Here is an 18,003-nt window from a genome sequence, read left to right as displayed (position 1 = left end):
GGCGCGATTCGGGTCGATACAACGAAGAACAAAGGGCGGCACATGATGTGTCGCCCTTTTTACTGGATGTCGGGTTGCTGCGCGGGCCGTGCTTTGGCCGGTGGTTCGCCTTCGCTCAGGCCCGCCCTTTCACGCCACCACAATCCGCTGCGGATCGGCCGCGGCCAGCGCCTCGGCGCGGTTCGCCGCCGGCGGGTAGATCCATTCCGAATTGATCTGCGTCTTCAGCGCCTTGGCCTGCGCGCCCTCCATCTTCACGACGCGATCCCAGCCCTCCGTATACACCGCGCCCCACGGGCCGAGATCGAGACACGTCACGTACTTCGGCTGGCTGTACGGCAGCGGCGCCTCGCCGAGCAGATCGGCGGCCGCGTTGTGGCCGGCCGAGCGGCCGAGGTTCATTGCGTGCTGGCACGACATGGCCGCGTGGTTGCCGACCTCGTCGGTGGCCGCGTAGGCGCAGTCGCCCGTTGCGTACACCGCCTCCACGCCCGTCACCTTCAAATCGCGATCGACATGCAGGCGGCCGAAACGGTCGTGCTCGCCCGGCACTTGCGCGGTCAGTGCGCTGGCGCGCGCACCGGCCGTCCAGACGACGGTTTGCGCGTCGATCCGCTCGCCGTTGGCCAACGTCACGCCCTGCGCATCGACGAACGCCACGCCCGAGCCGAGCTTCCAGCGCACGCCCAGTTCCGTCAGCGCGCGCGTGATGACCGGGCGCGGGCCGGGGCCGAGGTCCGGCCCGAGTTCGGCTTCGCGGTCCACCAGGATCACGTCGACGTCCGCCGCGTCGCCGAGGATCGCGCGCAGGCGCGCCGGCAGTTCGGCGGCCGTTTCGATGCCGGTGAAGCCCGCGCCCGCCACCACCACGGTGTTGCGCGACTTGGCCGCAGGCCGCCCGGCCAGCGCGTGCAGGTGCGCTTCGAGCGCGGCGGCGTCCTCGACCTGATCGACGTTGAACGCGTGCGACACGAGGCCCGGAATCTCCGGACGGAACAGCCGGCTGCCGGCCGCCAGCACGAGCCGGTCGTAGCCGAGGCGCAGGTGTTCCGCACTGGCTTCGACGCCGCTCACGCCGACTTCGCGCCGCGCGACGTCGATCGCCTCGACACGCCCCGCCACGAAGCGCACGCCCACCGCGTCGAACAACGGCTGCAACGGCGCGCGCATCGCACGCGGATTGCGCTCGTAGAGGCGCGGGCGCACATGCAGCTCGGCGGCCGGCGCGACCAGCGTGATCTCGATATCGGTGCGGGCGCGCAGATCGAGCAGGCGGGCCGCCGCCAGCGCGCTCCACATGCCGGCGAAGCCGGCGCCGATCACCAGAATGCGTTTCGACATGATGTTCTCCTGTTGGACGAGATGGGGCGGAATCGCGCCAACCGCGACCGCGCCTCGGTTTCGAATAACTCGGATTCTATTGATCGCAGTTCATGAGAGCAAGCGGCGATCGAAGAAGCAATCAACAAAAGATTGTTGCGGCTTCCACACCCTCATCGAAACACACTATTCCGACTTGATAAATCGTAGTTGCGCAGTCGCAGGAAATGTCGCCGCCGTGCGACAATCGCTGTCCATCGAGCCGGCCGGCTCGTCCACCGGGCATCCCGATGAGCCAACGCGACCTCAAACTCGACATCGACCGCCGCCTGCAACTGCCCGTTTATTTGCAGATCTGCGAGCGCTTCCGGCAGGCGATCGGCGCGGGCCATCTGCGCCCCGGCGATCGCGTGCCGGCCGTGCGCGGGCTCGCCACCGAGCTGAACACCGCGCGCGGCACGATCGAGATGGCGTATCGGATCCTCGTCGACGAAGGCTATTTCCAGGTGCGCGGCGCGGCCGGCACCTATGTGTCGCCGTCGCTGCCGGCGGCCGCGCTGCGCCAAGCGGCGCGCGGCGCAGCGGGTGCGGCGAGCACGCCAGGTGCGGCAGACATACCGGGCACATCGCGCGCGGCGGACAAGGCGCGTCCCGTCATCGCCCCCCAGTACGACCCGGCCGGCACCCACGGCGGCGAAGCCTTGCCGCTGCAGCCGGGCCTGCCCGCGCTCGACGCGTTCCCGCGCAAGGTCTGGAACCGGCTCGTCGCCTACCGGCTGCGGCGCGCCGATCCCGCTGCGCTCGGCTACCCGTCGCCGCTCGGCTTGCCCGTGCTGCGCGAGAAGATCGCGACCTACCTCGGCGTGTCGCGCGGCGTCGAATGCACGCCCGATCAGGTGTTCGTGACGAGCGGCTATCGCGCCACGCTCGAGCTCGTGCTGCGCGCGCTGGCCTCGCCCGGCGACCGCATGTGGTACGAGGACCCGGGCTACCTGCTGGCGCGGCGCTTTCTCGGCGACGCCGGCATGCGGCTCGTGCCGGTGCCGGTGGATGCGCAGGGCATCGACGTCGAACGCAGCGTGGCGCTCGCGCCCGATGCACGCTTCGCGGTGGTCACGCCGTCGCATCAAAGCCCGCTCGGCGTGACGCTCGCGCTGCCGCGCCGCATGGCGCTGCTCGATTGGGCCTCGCAGGCCGGAAGCTGGATCGTCGAGGACGACTACGACAGCGAATTCCGCTACGTCGGCCGCCCGCTGCCCGCGCTCAAGCGCCTCGATCGCCACGACCGCGTGATCTATTGCGGCACGTTCAGCAAGGTCATGGTGCCGGGGCTGCGGCTCGCCTATGTGGTCGCGCCCGAGCGCGCCGCCGCGCGGATGCGGCAGATCTACCAGGGCATGAACGCGGGGCCGCCCGCGCTGTTGCAGGCGGGCGTGGCCGACTTCATCGCGCAGGGCCATTTCGCGCGACACCTGAAGCGGATGCGCGCGCTCTACGCCGAGCGGCGCGTGTGGATGGCCGACGCGTTGCGCGAAGCCTTCGGCGCGCGGCTCGATTTCGAATTGCCGCCGGGCGGCATGCAATTGGCGGCGACGTTCGCCGGCCATGCGTCGGCTGACGACGTGGCGTTCGCGGCAGCCGCGCGCGAAGCGGGGCTGGGGCCGAGCGCGCTGTCGGCGTGGTACGCGAACGGCCGCGCGAAACACACGCCGCGCGGCTTCGTGATCGGCTTCGCGAACGTCGCGAGCCGCGAGCAGGCGCACGCGTATGCGCGCACGCTGCTGCAGGCGCTTGAGGCTCAATGCGCTTAGTCTGCTCGGTTCGCCCGGTTCGCCCGGTGCGCTCGGTGCGCCCGGCCGACCCAAATCGCTCAGTTCCCCGAACGATGAACCGAGCCGCGCCTCAGCGCGCCACCACCACCGGCTCGGCGAACGGCGCGTACCGCGCGAGCGCCGCACGCTCGCGCGCGAGTTCGGCCTGCACCGCCGCCTCGCCCATCACCAGCCCTTGCAGCGGGAAGAAGTGCACGTCGCGAATCCCGATCGAGCCGAGCGCGTAGCCCAGGTACGGCGTCAGGAAATCGGCCTGCCGCGCGTTCGGCCCGCTGTGCACGCCGCCCGAGCCGACGATCACGAAGCTCGGCCGGTCGCGCATCAGGCCGATCTTGCCGTCGGGCGTCGAGCGGAACGTGCGATGGATGCGCAACACGTAATCGATCCAGAGCTTCAACGCGGCCGGCACCGTGAAGTTGTGCATCGGCGTGTTGATGACGAGGCAATCGGTGGCCTCGATCTCGCCGATCAGTTGCTCCGACAGCGCGAACTGCGCCGGGTCCGGCTCGCGCGAGGTGATCGCCACGGCATAACCGGCATCGACGGGCGGCAGCGGCGCGCCGGCCAGATCGCGTTCGATCAGGCCGAACGGTCGGCCGACCGCCGTCTCGCGTTCGCGCAGCGCCGCGATCGCCTCGTGCGCAAGCCGGTAGCCGTGGCTGGCCGCGCCATGCGGGCTGGCGTTCAGAAACAGCAGCTTCATCGTGCGTCCTCCTGCGTGGCGTGCGCCGCGAGCGGCTCGACGAAATGCATGCCGCGCGCCAGCAAGCCGTTGCGGAAATAGAAGCGCTGCGCGTGCGCCATGTGCAGGCCCGTGTCGAGCACGAAGCGCGCGCAGCCGCCGTCGCGGGCGATCGCGCGCACCGCGTCGAGCAGTTGCGCGCCGATGCCGTGCCCCTGCGCTTGCGGATCGACGACCAGGTCGTCGACATACAGGAAGCGGCCGTAGATCAGGTTGGTCTGGTAGCGATAGCCGGCCAGGCCGAGCAGTTGGCCGCCACGGCTGGCGGCCAGCAGCCGGTAGCTTTCGGATTGCTGCCGCGCGAGTTGCGCGACGAAGGCCTTGGCGTCGTCCAGATGCGGACGCAGCACGCGCATCAGCGCGAACGCGCCGGCCTGCTCGGCCGGCGTATCGAGATGGCGGAATTCGACAGCGGGGTTCATGCACGCTCCATCGTTCAGTGACGAACCACACGATAGCGCCGCCACGTCATGGCCCATAGAGCCAGAAAACGATCAAAACGACCGGGACATCGGGGAGCGCGCGATCGACCGCCTGGGCCGAGCCCGCGCGAAGGCTACGCCCTCAAAACGGCGGCACCGGGTTATGCCCCGACGACAGCACATACTTGCCGCCGCGCAACTGGTACACGGCCGTCTGGTGAATCTGGCGCGAGCGCGTGCCGTCGTCGGTGTCGGTCGATTCCACGCCGTCGAAGCGGATCTGCATCTCGCTGCCGCCATTGCCGCCGGTCACCAGCGCGAGCTTGCCGCTGATGTCGAAGCAGGCGGGCGGGTTGCTCGCGTCGGTGCCGACCGCCACGTCGGTGTCGCTCGCGGCCGCGCCCTTCGCCGCGCCGGGTTGCTGCAGCGCCGTTTCGCAATCGCCGCTCGCGCCGAGGTTGTTGCCGTCCACCGGCACCGTGCTCGCGTAAGTCGCGATGCGGCCCGGCGCGACGCCGTACACCGACGCCCACGTCCCGCAAAAGCCCTGCCAGCATCCACCGCCAGTCAGGACCACGCCGAACTCGTCGGCGCCGATGCGTGCGACGCTGGTGTCGCCGTAGGTGCCGGCCACGCCGAGGTAATCCACGCCGTCCACGCGCTTGTCGAGCAACCAGCCGGTCGCGTCGCGGCGGAAGAAGTACGCGCCGAGCCACGCGCCCGAGGCGTAGCTGTCGTCGCGCACGCCGGTGTCGGCCACGCCCACGCCTTCGGTCAGCATCACCGCGTGCGTGTCGTCGAGGCGGATCACCTGGCGCGGCGCGATCTCGACGCGGGTGGTTTCGGTCTTCGGTGCGGCGGCATGGGGCAGGCGGCCGGAATCGTCGCGCACCGGCAGCTCGACTTCCACCACGCGCGCGTTCGCGTCGTTGGTATCGCGCCACGCCGGGAACACCACATGCATCAGATCGGCGCGCTTCAGGCCTTGCGAGAACGCGCCGCTGCCGGAGGCCGCGTCGGGCGACGAGGCCTGCGCGGCGTCGGCCGCCGAGGCGATCGATGCTGCCAGTGCCGCCGCCGACGATGCGGGCGACACCGCCGATGCCGCGCTGCCCGGCGCGGGCGCGGTGGCGCCGCTTGCGCCGTTCGCGTCGTGCTTGCCGCATGCGCCGAGCAACAGCGATGCGCCGAGCAGCAGGGCCGGCATCGCGCCGCGCATCGAGGCGGCGGATTCGGCAGCGCCGGAAGGGAACGAACGGGACGGGCTGGCAGGATTCATCGGCGGAACGGGTCGGGGATCGGGTCGATGCAGCAGGCAAAAATACGGCAAAAGCGCCGCAAAAAGCGGTTCGCACAGCGCGCGGATGTTACCAGATATTTCGGCCCAAAACGGGGCGCTGCCTGTCCGAAACGGGCCGAACCCGGCATCGCGCCCCATGCGCAAATCACTTGTCCATCAAGGGTTTAACCGACTTCGATGCGCCCACTCCGCACGTGTCGTTTGCCATCGAGCGGCCCGCCCCCGCCCCTGCTCCACCGCATTTCCTCATCCCCCCGCCCCAACCGCAGCGACGGATTTCCCGCCCCGCTCCGTTCAAGTCAATACGACGCCGCTGCCGCGCGTCGTTTTGATGTCGATGTCGATCCAGGGAGAAAACCATGAACCAAATAAAACGACTGTTCCATCCGGCCCGGCTTGCCGCCGCGCTCTGCTTTACGCTCGCCACCAGCGCCTTCGCCCAGGCCGTGATCATCGCGCCGATCGCGCCGCCCGCGCCGCGCTACGAAGTGGTGCCGGGGCCGCGCACCGGCTATGTCTGGGATCACGGCCGCTGGCGCTGGGAACACGGCGCCTACGTGTGGGCGCCGGGCCACTGGCAGCCGGTGCGTGTCGGCTACCACTGGGTGCCGGGCCATTGGGTCGCGCATGGCCCGAACTGGCATTGGGTGCCGGGCCACTGGGCCTGATCCGCGCCACATCGCCGTCCGTCCCGACATGCCAAGGAATCCCCAATGAAACTGATCGCCATTCTCGCGCTCGTCGCGGCCACCCTGTCCGCCTGCGTGGTGGTGCCCGTTCGGCCGGTTCATGTGCGCCCGGCCGCGGTCGTCGTATATTGATCGCGCGCGGAACGCGCCGCGCCGCAACGCGCGCCCGCGTTCCGCCGCCCGTTCGCCATGAGCGGACCGACTGCCGCCATGCTCGCGCCCGCCGCGCTGCCGCGCCGCCATCGTCAGCCATCCTTACGGTTGGCACGGGGCCGCGCGAGCGCAGCGCCGGCCGAGCTTGCGTCACCCGTCGACTTGCAGGGAGCCGATTGCCTTGAAGCCATCCCGGCGCGCCTCGCCGCGCGCCCTACCGCCGCCGCGCCCGTGCCCGCGCACGCCGCGCCGGATGCCATCCGCCCTGCCGGATCGGGAGCCGCGAACGTGAGCGAACGCGATCCCGACGCCGAACTCGTCGCGCGTGTCGGCCAGCGCGACCCGGGCGCCGTGCGCGCGCTGGTCGCGCGCAAGCTGCCGCGCCTGCTCGCGCTCGCGACGCGGCTGCTCGGCGACCGCATGGAAGCCGAGGATGTCGCGCAGGAAGCGTTCATCCGCATCTGGAAACAGGCGCCGCGCTGGAAGGACGGCGAGGCGCGCTTCGATACCTGGCTGCACCGCGTGGCGCTCAATCTCTGCTACGACCGGCTGCGCAGCCGGCGCGAGGAACCGCACGACGAGATGCCCGACGAACCGGACCCGCAGCCGCGCGCCGACGCACGGCTCGAAACGCTCGAACGCGACGCCCGCGTGCGCGCGGCGCTCGAGGCGCTGCCCGCCCGGCAACGTGAAGCGCTCGTGCTCCAGTACTATCAGGAACTGTCGAATATCGAAGCGGCCGGCCTGATGGGCATCACGGTGGACGCGCTGGAGAGCCTGCTCTCGCGCGCCCGGCGCAATCTGCGCGCGCAACTGGCCAACGACGGCCGCAGCGAGGAAATCTGATGACACCCGAACGATTCCGCATCATCGTCGAAGCCTACGGCGCGGATTCGCGCCGCTGGCCCGACGCCGAACGCGACGCCGCGCGCGCCTGGGCCGGCACACATCGCGAGCAGGCGGGCGCGCTGCTCGCCGAAGCCGCCGAGCTCGACGGCTGGCTGGTCGGCGACACCATCGCACCGGCCAGCTCGGCGCTGATCGAACGCATCGTCGGCACCGCGCCCGCCGCACGGCGGCCCTGGACACGCGGCCGGCTGTGGTGGTCGGGCGCGGCGGTGGTCGGCATCGGCGCGGCCGGCGCGCTGGCCGGCGCGCTCACGATGTCGGCCGCGCTGCTCACCAGCATGCAGTCGGCCAGCCACGAAAGCAGCTACCTGACCACCACCTTCGGCGGCTCGCCCGACGACTGGAGCGGCGAATGAACGGCCGCACCGGCACCGTGGTGCTCATCGTCTCGATCGTGCTGAACGTGTTCCTGCTCGGCGCGATCGCCGGCGGCGCCTATCAATGGTTCGCGCGCCACCCGGGCGGCATCGCGGCCGTCAAGCCGGGCGCGAAGATCGCGCTGCGCTTCGCGGCCGACGGGCTGCCGCCCGAGCGCGCCGAGCAATTCCGCGAGGCGCTCGCCTCGGCGCGCCACGAAAGCCGCATCTTCGTGCGCGAGGCGCGCGAGGGCCGGCGCGACGTGCTCGATCTGCTGGCCGCCCCGCAAGTCGATCGCCCGGCCGTGGACGAAGCGCTGGCCCGCACACGCCAGGCCGATTCGTACCTGCGCGCGCAGGTCGAAAGCAACGTGGTGGATTTCGCGCAATCGCTGTCGCCCGACGAACGGCAACGCTTCGTCGACGGCCTCCGACGCAGCGGCCAATGGCGCATGCCGGCCGCGCGCAACGGCAAGCCGTCGCCCGAATGACGCGGGCGGCCTCAGGCCCGTTCGAGCCGGTAGCCGTAGTTGTAGACGGATGAAATCACGAGCCCGTTCCTGGGCCGCAAGCCCAGGCGCCGGCGCAACGTGCTGATATAGGTAGACAGCGTGGCATCGTGCTTGCGATCGACCACGCCCCACACCTGCTTGATCATCGCGTCTTTCGACAGGACCTGGCCGGCGCTTTCGAACAGCATCAGCGCCAGATCGAATTCGCGCACCGACAATTCAACGGGCGCGCCCTCCACCGTCGCGAGCTGCGTGCCGGTATCGAGCGCAACCTTGCCGAACTCCACCACCCTCGCCCGCCGCGCCTGCCGATAGCACTTGCGCGCCTGCGCGCCCACTCTCGCAATCAGTTCGCGTTCGCGCAGCGGCTTCGCGAGGTAGTCATCCGCGCCGTTGTCGAGGCCGAACACGATGTCGTCCTCGCCATCGTGCTGCGTGATCATGATGATCGGCAGCGCGTCGGAAAACTCGGCACGCGCCCAGCGCATGACCTCGATGCCCGACATGCCCGGCACATCCCAGTCGAGCAGCAGCACATCCACCCGCGTCGACCGTACGAGCTCGACGAAGCGTTCACCATCGTGGCATATCACCGTCTGGTAGCCGGCCTTCTCCAGCCAGCGCGCCACGACGCACGCCTGCGCCACGATATCTTCCAGGATTGCGATTCTCATGTTTCGGACTCCTTCAATCGGCTGCCGAACGCGCTGGCAAATCGCCCGGCGCGCTCGGCAAAAAAACGAACCGCCACGCGCGATAGGTGTCCCGATCGGCGAACTGCGCATAGCGGGCGGGAAACCCGCGCCGCTTCAGTGGCCGGCCGGCCGCTTCGCTGACCACGCCCATGACCCCGCCATCCGGCGCCTTGATGATTCCCCACGCGGCCGTTGCGTCGAGCGGGTCGGGATAGAGGCGCCGCAGATACCGCCCCGCCGGCAAAGTCCGGCGATCGTCCAGCAGCGCGTCGAGCGACGCCGGATAGCGGGTCTGGCCCGCCGCGCTGTAATAGCGGCCGATCGCGGCGCGATACTGATCGCCGACGAACAGCAGCCGGGCTTCGCGATCGCGCTGCTGAACAGTGCGCCAGACACGGGCGGCCTGGGTCATCCCTAACCCGATCACGGCAACCAATATCAGCACACCGAAATAAATAATGCCGCGCTGCGTGCGTGGGCCGCGTGCGCATCGGCGCAGATTACCATGTCGCATAATGGCTTCCATCGAGCGCGCGCCCCGTGGCACCGCTCCTCACATCCGCCACGCCGCCCGTGTCGCCGGCCAGCACCCGCCAGGAATTGCGCTTTCCCGTGATCGGATCGAGCGGCACGTCGCGCAGGTAGTGCATGTCCACCAGCGTTTCGAGCGAGGCCGGGTTGTCACCCGTATCGGCCCGAAAATCGTCGATCGACTGACGCAGCGTATTCAGGTTGTGCCGCAGCACGGTTTCCCGGGCGCGGTCGCCCTGCTTCAGATAATTCGGCGCCACCAGCGCGGTCAAGGTAGCGATGATCGCCAGGACCACGAGCATCTCGATCAGCGTGAAGCCCGCCGCGCGGCGGGCGCGGCTACCATTGGTCATACGGGATGCCATTGAGGCCCTCCTTGCGACTGGCCGAGCGGACATCGAAGACATCATCACCCGAGGAAAAATCGGCAGGATCGCTCGCATAACTGCGTGTTTCCCACATCGCGTCGGCCGCCTTGCCGCTGCAGTCGCACATCGGATCGTCAGGAATCCTGCGCAGGAAAACCAGCCGCGCACCGCCGGCCGAACGCTTGTCCTCCACGCCATCCACGAGCGTGCGCAGATCGGGCGGATAACCGCTCTCGCCGACAGCGCGCTCGATCCGGCCTTCGTCCGACGCGGCCTTGTAGGCATCGAGCGCCGACCGGATCGTGATCAGCGCACGGTTCAGCGCCGCTTCGTCCTGGCGGCGCTTGACGATCTCGGCCAGCGGCAAGGCCACGGTGGCGAGCAAGGCCAGCAGCGTCAGCGCCACCATCATTTCGATCAGCGAGAAGCCGCGCGCACGTCGCCGGGCGGTCATGCGCGCGTGCGCATCATGCCGCCGCCCGGCTTCTCGCGGTCGTCCGGCGCCTCGCCGCGCATGCCGGGCTCGCTGCCCGGCTGAGAGTCGGACTTCGAAGGCGCGAACGGAGGGGCCGGTTCGATCGGCGTGTCGAGATCCGGGCCGCCCGGCACCGCGGCGCCGGATTCGTGTGTCAGGGCTTCGGTCGTGATGTGTGTTTCAGTGCCGGACAGGAACGGCGTCACGGCCGAGGCCGGCAGGTCGAGATTGCGCTCGATATGCGGCGTGATCAGCAGCACGATCTCCGTGCGCTCCTGATTGCGTCCGTGCGCACCGAACAGCCGGCCGATCAGCGGCAGCCGCGACAGCCCGGGCAAGCCCGTCACGCTCTCGATCTCATTGCGCTTGACGAGCCCGGCCAGAACCTGCGTTTCGCCATTGCGCGCCGTCATCAGGGTTTCCGCATTGCGCGTGCCGAGCGAATAGGCCACCAACCCGCTTTTGGTGGTCTCCTTCGACAGAATGCTGCTGACCTCCAGGTTGACCTTCACGCTCACTTCATCATCGAGGCTGATGCGCGGCTCGACCTTCACCATCAAGCCCACATCCTGGTAACTCACCGATTCCGTGACGACGCCGTTCGCATTCGTGGTCGTGACGATCGGCACGCGCTCGCCAATCCGGATGCTCGCCTTCTCCAGGTTGCGCACGCGGATTTTCGGATTGGCGAGCGTGCTGGTCTTGCCCTGCTTCTGCAGCATGTCGATCGCCAGCGACAGCGCACCGGATTCGCCCGACACGCCAATCCGATCACGGTTCAGGCGCAGCAGGTCGCCGAGCGTCGGCGCAACGCCCTCCGCAGCGGCCAGCGCGTCGAAGCGAATGCGGCCCGGATATTCGACACCGAGATCGAGGCTGTCGTTGACGTTGACTTCCAGCACCTCCACATCGAGCGTGACTTCGGACTGCGCAATATCGAGCGCCGCCACGATGCGTTCCGCCACCTCGATCGTCTCGGGCGTGTCGCGCAGGACGATCGCGTTCACGCGTTCGTCCACGTAGATGTCCTTCGGCTTGATCATCTGGCGCAGCGCGGTCATGACCGATTTCGCGTCGGCGTGGGACAGAAAGAACGTCCGGATCGCGAATTCGGTATAGGTGCGGATTTTCTCCGGCTGCGCCGGGTAGACGAGCAGCGTGTGCGCGTCGATGACGGTCTTTTCGAGCCGGTTCGTGCGCAGCAGCAGGTTGATGGCGTCTTCGGCCGTGGTGCGCTCGGCGAACAAGGTCGTGGGCTGCGTCGTGTCGACATCGCGATCGAACACGACGTTCACGCCGGACACGCGCGAGATCACGTCGAAGATCGCCGCGATCGGCTGCTGCCTGAAATTGAGCGAAACCGGCTTGCGCAACGCGTCGGATAGTTGCGGACGCAATGGATGGCTCGCCTGCGGCGTCCCGGGCGCTGCATGCCCCGTGAGGCCGGACGCGGCGCGTTGCGGCGACAGCAGCAGGTCGAGGCGCTCGGCGATCGTTGCGGGGGGTGCCCCGGCTGTCGTGAGCGGGGGGCTCGCGCACCCGGCCAGCGCAAGCGCGGAAATCAGGATCCCTAAACTGACAGTTGGTTTCATTACTGTGTGGCCAAAAAAGTTTCGCTGCGAAATTCAGGGCGTGGGCGAGGCCGGCGCAAGCTCGACCTTCACACCGTCACGGATCATCACGACCGGGCCGGTATCGTCCAGGGCCTTGAGCAAGTAACCATCGGCAATCTCGCCGCCCGGGAGCACCGCATCAGGAACGCCGCAGCCATGCCCGCACAGCAGGAAGGTCTTGCCGCCGCCCTCCAGCACGACGATGCGCTGCCCCGGCGCGCGCCATTCGCCGGCCACGCTGAACGGCATGACCTGCTGCTGCGGCGCGGAAGCCACGTCGATCGGGTCGGCCAGATCCGGTGGCGCCTCAACGGGCGGCGCCGCGCCGGCTTCCTCGGCGCCGAGCGATGCCCAACGCTGGGCGGGAAAGAGATCGACGGGGCGGGACGGATCGGCGCTCGCCTGCGCGAAGCCGGCGCTCGCGGCAGCGGCTGCCAGCCATCCGGCCGCCAGGCGAATCATGAGCGGGCGCGTCACGTGTCGGGCCCCAGCATGCTGACCTGCAGGGCGGCGTTGATGTCCGCGCTGTCGATGCCGTCACGTTCGATCGTCACGCTCTCGATGCGCACCATCGGCTGGCCGGCGATCGCCCGGATCGCTTCGCGCAGGCCGAGGTAACTGCCATGCAACGCGATATCTATCGTCAGGCGCCGCAGCTTTCCCTTGACCTCCGCTGCGCTGCGGTAGGTTGCGTTCTTCCGTTCGAGCCCGTTCTGCGCGAGGATTTCGAACAGTGCATAGGCCTGCGTCCCGCTCTGCAGTTGCTGCACTTGATCGAGCGTCATCCCGCCGGTGCCGGCTTTCGCGGCCGGCACCGGCAACGCCGCGAACTGTTTCGCCAGCCCGTCGCGCATCGCGGCGAGCCGCACATGCTCCGGTTGCAGGTAAAGCGCATGCAGGCCCAGCAGCGCGACGGCCGAGGCGGCGGCGAGCAGGCCGGGCACACCCAGTTTCCGGGTGGCCACATAGGCGCCCCAGCGCAGGCGCGCGGCAAGCAGCGTCACGTTCAACATGTCGGGGGGCGTCATGGATGTTCGAGGCTCAGGCTGAAATAGAAGACCGGTTTGCCGTTCTCCGTGGCGGCCCGGTGTTGGAGCAGGCCGGTCCTGCGGTCGGGATGACGGTCGTTCAGGCGATCGACAAACATGTAGATCTGCGCCAGATCCGCCGCGCCGCCTTCGATACGCGCCTGGCGGCCGGCCTTGTCCACCGTCAGCGATTTCAATGCGACATGCGGCGTCCAGGCGTGTTCGATCCAGTCGATCACCGGCAAGCCCGAGTTCGTCTGGTTCGATTGCTGCGCGGCAAGCAGGCTCGCGATGCGGCGCTGCTCGGGCGTCCGGGCTTTCGCCAGCCGCTGCTCGCGTTCGAGGCTGCGCTGTCGCACATCGATCCGCTGCGAGAGCCGATCGACGGCGTCACGCACGGTATCGACACGCGTCCATTCGCGCCCGACGATCGCCATCACCATCAGGGCACAGCACAGGGCAATGGCCGCCGATGGCGTGATCCGCGCGCGCGTCGCAACAAAGTTCAATCCAGTGGTCCGCTTCATGCCGGCGTCGCCGGCGAGCAATCCATCGGCTCGACCGCCGCGATGTCGGCACCCGGCAGCGCACCATCGAACTCGACCGCGCCGATATCTCCGCACGGCGGCAATCCGGCCATCAGGGCCGCTGCGGCAAACCAGTCACCGTCGCGCGGCAACGTGACGACATCGCGCCACTGCCCCCCGCGCCGGAACACGCACGTCGCCACCGTCTGCTGGCAAAGCGCGAACGCGAAATCATCGCGGTCCCGCCAGGCGGGGTGCGCATCGAGCGACGCCGACAATGCGTCACGCACGCTCGCGAGCCGCCAGCCGGCGGCGCGGCTGGTCTTTTCCATTTCCATGAGGAATCCTTCGCTTATTCCAGCGGCAAGACGTGTCCGCCCCCAGCGTTCGTGTTCGATCAGGATGCGCAACGCGCCGCGCTGCGCGTGCTCGGCGAACCGCATGCCGGCGTATGCGCGCCACGCGGCATCCGAGGTCAGACCATCCTGCCAGGGCAACACCACGCCGTGCGCCCACGGATGCCCGACGACGATCCGCAGCCGATTGCAGATCGACAGGCGCGCTTTCGGCAGGCCGGCCAGCGCACTCGACAGGGCCTCGGCCACATGGCCCGTGTGCGCGACGACGACATGCGCGGCCCCGAAGCTTCGCGGCCTCCGGCCGGCATGCAGCCAGAGGCTCAGCGTGCCGGCATCGATCAGCGCGGTGGCGTCAATCCAGGGTGATCGCACGCTGCACCTCCTGGCACGTCGTCATGCGTGCGCACACTGCCGCCAGTGCGGCCTGGCGCATCGACCGGAAATCGGTGCAGGCATCGAGCGCGCGCGTGCGTTTTTCGATCGAGCGCTCCAGCAGCGCCGCCTTCATGGGCGCATCGAGCATCAGCACCTCGGCCAGCCCGATCCGGCCGTGATAGCCGGTGCCGCGGCACCGCTCGCAGCCCGCACCCGGCGTCACCTCGCGCCGGAGCACCTCGAGCGCCGCGCCGGCCAGGTCAGCGCCGTCCGTGGCGGCGTCACCGCAGCCCGGGCAAATGCGTCGTACCAGCCGCTGCGAGACAACACCGTTGAGCGCTTCGAGAAAGGTCGAGGGCTCCACGCCCATGTAGATGAAGCGGTCGATCACGCTGAAGCCGTCGTTCGCGTGGACGGTGGACAGCACGCGGTGGCCGGTGAGCGCGGATTGCACGGCAATCGACGCGGTGTCCTCGTCGCGGATCTCGCCGACCATCACCGTGTCGGGATCGTGCCGCAGGATCGAACGCAGCCCGCGCGCAAACGTCAGCCCCTTGCGCTCGTTGACGGGAATCTGCACGACGCCGTTCAGCGGGTACTCGACCGGGTCCTCGATCGTGATGATCTTGTCCTCGCCGGTATTCAGCTCGGACAACACGGCATAGAGCGTGGTGGACTTGCCGCTGCCGGTCGGGCCGGTGATGAGCATGAGCCCGTGGGGACGATGCGCGAGCAAGCGCATGCGGCGCGCGGTGAGCGCATCGAACCCGAGCATGTCGAGGCTGATGCTGTCGCCGCGCTGCGACGTGTCGAGCACGCGCAGCACGGCGTTCTCACCGTGCGTGCCCGGCATGATCGACACGCGGAAATCGATATCGCGCCGTTGCATCATGACCTTGAAGCGGCCGTCCTGCGGCACGCGCCGTTCCGCGATGTCGAGCGCGGCCAGCACCTTGATCCGCGAGAGCGTCTGCGTCGCCGCGTCGATGCCCGGTACGCCGCGAACCGGCTGCAGCACACCGTCGATCCGGTAGCGGATCGCCAGCCCGTCCGCCGTCGATTCCAGATGGATATCGCTGGCGCGGCTCTGCAGGGCGTCGTACAGCGTCGAATTGACCAGCCGGATGATCGGGCTTTCGTCCCTGGCGATGCTCGCCAGCGAGATCGATTCGGGACGCTGAGCGTGGGTCTCGCCCGAGGCGGCATCGATCGTGATGCTGTCGATCGAGCGCTCGTTCGACTCGATCTGCGCCAGCCGCCGCTCGACTTCGCCGGGCAGGCTCATCGTGATGCGCACCGGCGCCGCGCCGAAACGGGCGAGCAATTCGTCACGCACGCTGCGCGACAGCGGATCGGCCAGGACCATGACCGGTGTGCCGTCACGCTCGACCGGCAGGACCCGCAGCGCCAGCGCCTCGTGCAGCGAGAGCAGATCGAAGCGCGTGGCGGCGGTGCGCAACGCATCCGCGTCGATCGGCTCGATGCCGCAGCACACGGCCACCTCGGCAAGCCGGCTCGGGTCGGCACCCAGCAGCGCGTCGGCATACGCCATGAAGTCGGCACCGGAGTGCATCGATTCGCACTGCCAATCCTGGATGATCTGTTGCGGTTTCACGTTGTCTTGTCCCGTTGGTCGGCGCGATCCGGCACGCATGCCGTGCCCGGCCGGATTGTCATCCGATGCTGCCGGCCAGCTCGAAGATCGGCATGTAAAGCAGCAGCACCACCGCGCCCACGGTCGCGCCGACGGCCAACATCAGCACCGGCTCGAGGACCTGGCTGATGAGATCGATCGCGCGGTCGAGCCCGCCGTCGTGAAACTGCGCGATGTGCTCGCACATCCCGCCCAGATCACCGCCCTGCTCGCCCACGCGCAACAGGCGCGCCGCGACGGATGTCGTCAGGGCGTGAGCCGCGAACACGGTCGACACCGGCCGGCCTGCACGAAGCTCGGCCAGCGCAGCCGCGAGGCGCGGCTGAAACAGGTCGGGCAGCACCTTGCCGGACAGTGCGAGGGCGTCGATCACGGGCGTGCCGCCTGCGATCAGCAACCCGGCGGTGCGGTAATAGCGCGTCAGCGTGAACAGCAGGCAAACGTCGCGCAGCTTTGGCGCGCGCCACATCAGCCGTTGCACCAGGCGCCTGGTGCATGACGCGCGTATTGCGAGCCCGCCGCCCAACCCCGCCGCGGCCAAGGCCACGCCCACCGCCGCGCCGTGTTCGCGCAGCAGCCTGGCCCACCCGAGCATCACGCGGGCGGCGGGCGGCAACACCGTCAGCGACTCGAACACCACCGCGAAACGCGGAATCACGAAGAACGCCATGAACAGCAGGATCGCGGCGCCCACGCCGATCACGACGGCCGGATAGATCAACGCGCCCACCGCGCGCTTGCGCATCTGCGCGATCCGCACTTCGTATTGCTGGTAGCGTTTCAGCACGGCAGGCAACTGGCCGCTCCCCTCCGCCGAGGCGATCGTCGCGACCAGCAGCTCGGGAAACACCCCGGGCTGCCGCGCGAGTGCCGCGGAAAGCGGCTTCCCCTCGACCATCACGGCGAGGATGCCGTCGATCACATGCTGCGATGCACGGCCGGCGTCGGTCCTGTCGCGCAATGCCTCGAGCGCTTCGACCAGCACCAGGCCCGCATCGAGCAAGGCCGACAGCTCCTGCAGAAACAACGCGAGCGCGAACCTCGGCGCCCGCTTGCGGCCACCGGGCCGCGCGCGGCGCAGCGCGATCACCACGCCGCCCTGAGCAGCAATCCGCGCCCGCGCCTCGGCCTCGCTCGCCGCCTCGATCGTCTGCCAGGCCAGCGTGCCGCCCGCCAGCACGCGGAGTCGAAACGCAGTCACGGCGAAGGCCGCCAGGCATCGAGCGCCACGAGGCTGGCGCGCCGGTCGCGGGTCAGCAACCGGTATGCGCGCCAGACGCGCGCCGCATACGTCTTGCGCGCCGGCGCACGCGCAACCGACGAACCCGCGTTATAGGCGCCCACGGCATTCCAGGTATAGCCGTGGCGTTCGATGAATCCGGCGAGGATCGACGCGCCGGTATCGACCGACGTGCAAGGCTCGTCGATCAGACGCTTGCGCGTGATCCCGGCCCTGACCAGCCGCGGCAGATGCGAGCTGTTGATCTGCATGAGCCCGATGTCCACGGTGCCGTTGGCGTTGTAGTGAATCGCGCGGGCATTCATCGCCGATTCGACCTTCGCGATCGCGACCAGCAGCAGCGGATCGATGCGGTGCCGCTCGCCCGCCGCCGTGAAGCAATTCGCCGCCGAGGCAGCGGGCGCGGCGGCGGCCAGCGACGCCGCCACGACGAGCCCACGCCCCGCGCGCTTACAGGCCATGGACGAGATCGGCATCGACGCCGCTCCCTCCCACGCGGCCGTCACGTCCGAGCGAGACGATCTCCGCTTCGCCGTCGCGGCCCGGCACATTCCACTGGTAGGGGCGGCCCCAGCCGTCTGTCGGCACGGCCTTCGCGAGGTAGGGGCCATTCCAGCCGGCCGCGTCCTGCGGCGGCGTGACCAGCGCATCGAGCCCCTCCTCGGCACTCGGATAGCGGCCCGTATCGAGCCGGAACTGCGTGGCGGCATCGCCGAGCGTCTTGAGCTGCGCTTCGGTCGTGCGCACCTTGGCCTTGTCGACCTGCGTGAAGAGCTTCGGCCCGACATACCCCGCCAGCAGCGCAATGATCAGCAAGACCACCAGCAATTCCAGCAAGGTAAATCCCCGCTGCCGCTGCGCTGTTTTCCCTCTTCGAATGCCTACGTTCACGTTGTCTGTCCT

Annotated in this window: 22 protein-coding genes; 5 read left to right on the top strand and 17 right to left on the bottom strand. The window is 69.0% G+C overall.

What is annotated here, in order from left to right; translation table 11 throughout:
- Positions 1–129 precede the first annotated feature (129 nt).
- Positions 130–1,341, bottom strand: coding sequence for an NAD(P)/FAD-dependent oxidoreductase (locus tag AB4851_RS07015; RefSeq protein WP_414449013.1), 1,212 nt, complete (start codon positions 1,339–1,341; stop codon positions 130–132).
- A gap of 269 nt (positions 1,342–1,610) precedes the next feature.
- Here AB4851_RS07015 and AB4851_RS07010 point away from each other — a divergent pair, with 269 nt between their 5' ends.
- Positions 1,611–3,131, top strand: coding sequence for a PLP-dependent aminotransferase family protein (locus tag AB4851_RS07010; protein ID WP_414449012.1), 1,521 nt, complete (start codon positions 1,611–1,613; stop codon positions 3,129–3,131).
- A gap of 91 nt (positions 3,132–3,222) precedes the next feature.
- Here the strand turns inward: AB4851_RS07010 and AB4851_RS07005 are convergent, their stop codons facing one another.
- The 3 genes from AB4851_RS07005 to AB4851_RS06995 form a co-directional block, all read right to left on the bottom strand.
- A complete protein-coding gene (locus tag AB4851_RS07005) occupies positions 3,223–3,855 on the bottom strand; it encodes an FMN-dependent NADH-azoreductase (protein ID WP_414449011.1) in 633 nt (210 codons plus the stop codon).
- Positions 3,852–4,316: a GNAT family N-acetyltransferase gene (locus tag AB4851_RS07000; RefSeq protein WP_414449010.1), complete on the bottom strand. Its 465-nt coding sequence runs from the start codon at positions 4,314–4,316 to the stop codon at positions 3,852–3,854. Before AB4851_RS07000 ends, AB4851_RS07005 begins: the two co-directional genes overlap by 4 nt.
- Before the next feature lie 142 nt (positions 4,317–4,458).
- Entirely contained in the window at positions 4,459–5,595 is a 1,137-nt protein-coding gene (locus AB4851_RS06995; protein ID WP_414449009.1) for a hypothetical protein, read from the bottom strand.
- Positions 5,596–5,975: 380 nt separating this feature from the next.
- Between AB4851_RS06995 and AB4851_RS06990 the strand changes: the two genes are divergently transcribed.
- The 4 genes from AB4851_RS06990 to AB4851_RS06975 all read left to right on the top strand — a co-directional run bounded on the left by AB4851_RS06990 (position 5,976) and on the right by AB4851_RS06975 (position 8,214).
- Entirely contained in the window at positions 5,976–6,284 is a 309-nt protein-coding gene (locus AB4851_RS06990; RefSeq protein WP_414440253.1) for a hypothetical protein, read from the top strand.
- 462 nt (positions 6,285–6,746) lie between these two features.
- Positions 6,747–7,304, top strand: a complete 558-nt coding sequence (locus AB4851_RS06985; RefSeq protein WP_414449008.1) for an RNA polymerase sigma factor — start codon at positions 6,747–6,749, stop codon at positions 7,302–7,304.
- Positions 7,304–7,723, top strand: a complete 420-nt coding sequence (locus tag AB4851_RS06980; protein WP_414449007.1) for a hypothetical protein — start codon at positions 7,304–7,306, stop codon at positions 7,721–7,723. The genes AB4851_RS06985 and AB4851_RS06980 overlap by 1 nt, the downstream gene beginning before the upstream one ends.
- Complete coding sequence (locus AB4851_RS06975; protein WP_414449006.1) at positions 7,720–8,214, top strand: periplasmic heavy metal sensor; 495 nt, start codon at positions 7,720–7,722, stop codon at positions 8,212–8,214. The genes AB4851_RS06980 and AB4851_RS06975 overlap by 4 nt, the downstream gene beginning before the upstream one ends.
- 11 nt (positions 8,215–8,225) lie before the next feature.
- Here AB4851_RS06975 and AB4851_RS06970 read toward each other — a convergent pair whose 3' ends face one another.
- The 13 genes from AB4851_RS06970 to gspG all read right to left on the bottom strand — a co-directional run bounded on the left by AB4851_RS06970 (position 8,226) and on the right by gspG (position 17,979).
- Entirely contained in the window at positions 8,226–8,909 is a 684-nt protein-coding gene (locus tag AB4851_RS06970) for a response regulator transcription factor (protein WP_414449005.1), read from the bottom strand.
- A gap of 13 nt (positions 8,910–8,922) precedes the next feature.
- Positions 8,923–9,456, bottom strand: a complete 534-nt coding sequence (locus tag AB4851_RS06965; RefSeq protein WP_414449004.1) for a type II secretion system protein — start codon at positions 9,454–9,456, stop codon at positions 8,923–8,925.
- Positions 9,431–9,826 carry a type II secretion system protein gene (locus tag AB4851_RS06960; RefSeq protein WP_414449003.1) on the bottom strand — a complete coding sequence of 132 codons (396 nt, stop codon included), beginning with the start codon at positions 9,824–9,826 and terminating at the stop codon, positions 9,431–9,433. The genes AB4851_RS06965 and AB4851_RS06960 overlap by 26 nt, the downstream gene beginning before the upstream one ends.
- Positions 9,801–10,283, bottom strand: a complete 483-nt coding sequence (locus AB4851_RS06955; protein ID WP_414449002.1) for a prepilin-type N-terminal cleavage/methylation domain-containing protein — start codon at positions 10,281–10,283, stop codon at positions 9,801–9,803. Before AB4851_RS06955 ends, AB4851_RS06960 begins: the two co-directional genes overlap by 26 nt.
- A complete protein-coding gene (locus AB4851_RS06950; protein ID WP_414449001.1) occupies positions 10,280–11,701 on the bottom strand; it encodes a secretin N-terminal domain-containing protein in 1,422 nt (473 codons plus the stop codon). The genes AB4851_RS06955 and AB4851_RS06950 overlap by 4 nt, the downstream gene beginning before the upstream one ends.
- 228 nt (positions 11,702–11,929) lie before the next feature.
- Positions 11,930–12,379 carry a hypothetical protein gene (locus tag AB4851_RS06945; protein WP_414449000.1) on the bottom strand — a complete coding sequence of 150 codons (450 nt, stop codon included), beginning with the start codon at positions 12,377–12,379 and terminating at the stop codon, positions 11,930–11,932.
- Positions 12,380–12,390: 11 nt separating this feature from the next.
- The gene (locus AB4851_RS06940; protein WP_414448999.1) at positions 12,391–12,945 is read right to left on the bottom strand and encodes a hypothetical protein; all 555 of its coding nucleotides are present in this window, start codon (positions 12,943–12,945) and stop codon (positions 12,391–12,393) included.
- Positions 12,942–13,472, bottom strand: coding sequence for a hypothetical protein (locus AB4851_RS06935; protein WP_414448998.1), 531 nt, complete (start codon positions 13,470–13,472; stop codon positions 12,942–12,944). The genes AB4851_RS06940 and AB4851_RS06935 overlap by 4 nt, the downstream gene beginning before the upstream one ends.
- On the bottom strand, positions 13,469–14,077 hold the full coding sequence (locus AB4851_RS06930) for a hypothetical protein (protein ID WP_414448997.1): 609 nt from the start codon (positions 14,075–14,077) through the stop codon (positions 13,469–13,471). The genes AB4851_RS06935 and AB4851_RS06930 overlap by 4 nt, the downstream gene beginning before the upstream one ends.
- A 106-nt stretch (positions 14,078–14,183) precedes the next feature.
- On the bottom strand, positions 14,184–15,779 hold the full coding sequence (locus AB4851_RS06925) for a GspE/PulE family protein (protein ID WP_414449148.1): 1,596 nt from the start codon (positions 15,777–15,779) through the stop codon (positions 14,184–14,186).
- Positions 15,780–15,879: 100 nt separating this feature from the next.
- Entirely contained in the window at positions 15,880–17,061 is a 1,182-nt protein-coding gene (locus tag AB4851_RS06920) for a type II secretion system F family protein (RefSeq protein WP_414448996.1), read from the bottom strand.
- Positions 17,058–17,576 carry a lytic transglycosylase domain-containing protein gene (locus tag AB4851_RS06915; RefSeq protein ID WP_414448995.1) on the bottom strand — a complete coding sequence of 173 codons (519 nt, stop codon included), beginning with the start codon at positions 17,574–17,576 and terminating at the stop codon, positions 17,058–17,060. The genes AB4851_RS06920 and AB4851_RS06915 overlap by 4 nt, the downstream gene beginning before the upstream one ends.
- Positions 17,551–17,979, bottom strand: a complete 429-nt coding sequence (gene gspG / locus AB4851_RS06910; protein WP_414449147.1) for a type II secretion system major pseudopilin GspG — start codon at positions 17,977–17,979, stop codon at positions 17,551–17,553. Before gspG ends, AB4851_RS06915 begins: the two co-directional genes overlap by 26 nt.
- Positions 17,980–18,003 lie beyond the last annotated feature (24 nt).

It is taken from the genome of Burkholderia sp. 22PA0099 (assembly GCF_047497165.1).
In the GTDB taxonomy this organism is placed as follows: domain Bacteria; phylum Pseudomonadota; class Gammaproteobacteria; order Burkholderiales; family Burkholderiaceae; genus Burkholderia.
This window is presented reverse-complemented; position numbering and strand designations above follow the sequence as displayed.